General features: G+C 60.9%; 1 protein-coding gene. It reads left to right on the plus strand.

Annotated features, from left to right (window positions below; all coding sequences use genetic code 11):
• On the plus strand, window positions 1-220 hold a 220-nt coding region (locus AC5ZGW_RS48020), incomplete at both ends, for an integrase core domain-containing protein (protein WP_496114381.1).

Genomic DNA, 220 nt, shown 5'->3' on the forward strand with positions numbered 1-220 from the left:
CGGAATGGGTTGCACGTCAAATCACGGAGGCATTTCCTTGGGATGAGGCTCCGCACTACCTCATCCGCGATCGCGACTGGATCTATGGCAGCGTCATCACGCGCCGATTGCGCGCCATGGGCATCCGGGACAAGCCTACCGCGCCAGCCTCGCCTTGGCAGAATGGGTTTGCCGAACGGCTGATCGGATCGATCCGGCGTGAGTGTTTGGACCACGTCAT

The organism is Bradyrhizobium sp. Crot121 (genome assembly GCF_059512385.1).